Origin of the sequence: Mesorhizobium sp. M7A.F.Ca.CA.002.05.1.1 (genome assembly GCF_003998335.1) — a bacterium.
GTDB lineage: Bacteria > Pseudomonadota > Alphaproteobacteria > Rhizobiales > Rhizobiaceae > Mesorhizobium.
This window is the reverse complement of the sequence record NZ_RZQI01000782.1, coordinates 1-2,830: the sequence shown is the minus strand read 5'-3', so window position 1 is coordinate 2,830 and position 2,830 is coordinate 1. Positions and strand designations below refer to the sequence as shown.

Annotated in this window: 3 protein-coding genes; all 3 read right to left on the bottom strand. The window is 63.5% G+C overall.

The window, feature by feature from the left end; all coding sequences use genetic code 11:
* Positions 1-266: 266 nt before the first annotated feature.
* A complete protein-coding gene (locus EN939_RS28350; protein WP_127271024.1) occupies positions 267-917 on the bottom strand; it encodes a dihydrofolate reductase family protein in 651 nt (216 codons plus the stop codon).
* Between the two features lie 102 nt (positions 918-1,019).
* Positions 1,020-1,862: a protein-L-isoaspartate O-methyltransferase family protein gene (locus EN939_RS28345; RefSeq protein WP_164749051.1), complete on the bottom strand. Its 843-nt coding sequence runs from the start codon at positions 1,860-1,862 to the stop codon at positions 1,020-1,022.
* Between the two features lie 81 nt (positions 1,863-1,943).
* Positions 1,944-2,830 (bottom strand): divalent metal cation transporter (locus tag EN939_RS28340; RefSeq protein ID WP_206528358.1); only part of this gene is annotated, 887 nt, incomplete at its 5' end.

Below are 2,830 nucleotides of genomic sequence, written 5' to 3'. Positions count from 1 at the left end.
GAATGGACCGATAGCATGGGTGACAGTTTTCTTGCTGGTCGGGTATGTCTGTCTTGCGGCGGCGGCGCGATTGACGAGCGGCTTCCCCCACTCCGTCGCTGCTTCGCAGCGCCACCTCTCCCCCCTCCGGAGGGAGAGGAAGGGAGCCAACCTTTCTAAAGCTCGCGCCTTTCCTCTACCCCGTCGATCGGGGGAGAGGTGGCTCGGCGAAGCCGAGACGGAGTGGGGGTCGATCTTTCATCGTGGGGCGAGGAACCCAGGTCCTGCTACTTCCAGTTCTTGCGCCGTTCGAGCTCGGCCTCGGATGGCTCCCCTGTGACAAACGAGCCGACCTTGATCTCGCCTGATCGTTCGTAGGTCGCCATGATGACGCCGGTGCTGGTTGCCTGCGACTTGATGAGCTTGAAGGCGGCCGGCATCGCGCTGTCGCCGAACAGCCGCTTGCCCTTGCCCAGCAACAGCGGGAAGATCATCAGCCGAATTTCGTCGATCAGCCCGTTGGCGAGCAAGGTCTGGATCAGATCGCCAGATCCCTGGATGAGCAGGTCAGGGCCATCCTCCTGCTTGAGGCGGCGCAACGTCGCGACGATATCGGGTCCGAGCGCTTGCGTGTTCTGCCAGGTGAGGGTGTCAGGCCGATGCGTCGCCACATATTTGGTCGCGGGGTTGAAGGCATCCGCGATCGGATCCTTCTGATACGGCCAGTAGGCGGCGAAGATGTCGTAGGTTCTGCGGCCGAGCAGCAGGGCGAAAGGCTTGGAGAACAGTTCATCCATCGCCGCGCCCCCCGCCTCGTCAAAGTAATGGAAGGTCCAGCCGCCGAACTTGAAGCCGCCGACCGGATCCTCTTGCGGGCCGCCGGGCGCCTGCATGACGCCGTCGAGGCTGACGAATGTCGCCGAGATGATCTTTCTCATTCCAGTGCTCCCGTTCTTCGGTCCACGCCGTCGTGGCCGGACTTCAGCCCAAGGACGGGCGACGAGCCACCAGTCCGACATATAAATTTTGGCGAACCACCATCATTTGCGAGGCCCGGGGTGGAGATCTTCCGACGAGAACCAGACATCGCCCGATATGGCGGTGGCGGTGTCGTCCGGCGCCCTGTCCTGCACCAGCCAGATCGAGCGGCTGCGCGCGGCCTGCTCGCGCGTCGGGATCCTCGACGCTGAGTCTGCGAGCGAGGCGCCGACGCAGGGAATGAACCACGATCGCATGAACGGATCGCAGGCGAAGCCTTTTTCGGTGCGGATCACCATCACCGCCAGCGGGACGCGCTCGGCCGGGCGCCAGGGGAAGATCATGCGGCCGCCGGGCCGCAGCGCCTTCAGCCACCCTGCTGGTGGCGCTGCGACGCCAGCATTGACGTAGATGATGTCGGATGGCGGCAGGGGCGTCGTCACCGCATCGCCATGGACGACCGTTGCATTGCCATATGCTTCGAGATTTTTGCGCGCCAGATCGGCCAGCTTTTCGTCGAGTTCGAAGCCGGTGACGGTGCCGCCTGGTAAAACCAGCTTGGCCAGCACGGCGGTGTAGTAGCCGGTGCCGGCGCCGATATGAGTGACGGCCTCGCCAGGTTTAGGCGCAAGCTTTCCGATCCACATGGCATGCAGGAAGGGCTCGCCATTGTTGATGCCCTTGTCGTCGTCGAGCGTCACCAGCACGTTCTGGTAGACATGGGCCGGGTCGGCGCTCGGCGTCGTGACCTTGCCGTTGCCGGCGATGACCGTCCACGGCCCGGGACCGAGAAACGCCTCGCGCGGCACCTCGGTGAAAGCCGCTTCCAGGCGTGGGTCGGGCGAGCCGGCATGGGCGACCAGCAGCCGCGCGTAGAATTTCCTGATGTCTTCGATCCGGGCCATGCTGCGGGACAACATAGCGCGGATTGCCGATTTGTCGCGAGACTACCCTTGGCGCACGGTAGTCGATTTTCGAAGCGGAGCTTAGCCGATGCCGAACATGGTGTCGTAGAGCAGCTTGAAGTTGAGCCCCAGGATGACCGCGGCGACTACCCAGGCAAGGGCGGCGACGCCGCGCGGAATGGCGAGATTGCCCATCTTCTTCTTGTCGGAGACGAACTGCACCAGCGGGACGACCGCGAAGGGCAACTGCATCGACAGGATCACCTGGCTGAACACCAGCAACTGGCCGGTGCCCTTTTCGCCATAGAGCGCGGTGACGACCACCACCGGGATGATGGCGAGGCCGCGCGTCAAGAGCCGGCGTGCCCAGTTGGGGATGCGCAGGCGCAGGAAACCCTCCATGACGATCTGGCCGGCAAGCGTTGCGGTCACCGTCGAGTTCAGGCCGGAAGCCAGCAGCGCCACCGCGAACAGGATCGAGGCGATGCCAAGGCCGAGCAGCGGCGACAACAGCTCGAAAGCCTGGCCGATCTCGGCAACATCCTGATGGCCGGTGTTGTGGAAGGCGACCGCCGACACGATCAGGATGGCGGCATTGACGAACAAAGCCAGCATCAGGGCGATGGTCGAGTCCGTCGTTGCCCATTTGATGGCGTCGCGCTTGCCCTTTTCGGTGCGTTCATAGGCGCGGGTCTGCACGATCGAGGAGTGCAGATAGAGATTGTGCGGCATGACGGTGGCGCCGATGATGCCGATGGCGATGTAGAGCATCTCCGGGTTGGTAACGATCTGCGACGATGGCACGAACATGGCATGCAGGATCGAGCCTGCCGGCGGGGCGGCGACGAAGATCTGGATGGCGAAGCAGCTGAAGATGATGATCAGCAGCGCGACGACGAAAGCTTCGAGATAGCGGAAGCCCTTGTTCATCAGCAGCAGCACGAGGAAGGCGTCGAGCGCCGTCAGCA

Coding starts and splice junctions, on each gene's coding strand:
- EN939_RS28345 (WP_164749051.1), bottom strand. CDS start 1,862: ATGGCCCGGATCGAAGACATCAGGAAATTCTACGCGCGGCTGCTGGTC.
- EN939_RS28350 (WP_127271024.1), bottom strand. CDS start 917: ATGAGAAAGATCATCTCGGCGACATTCGTCAGCCTCGACGGCGTCATG.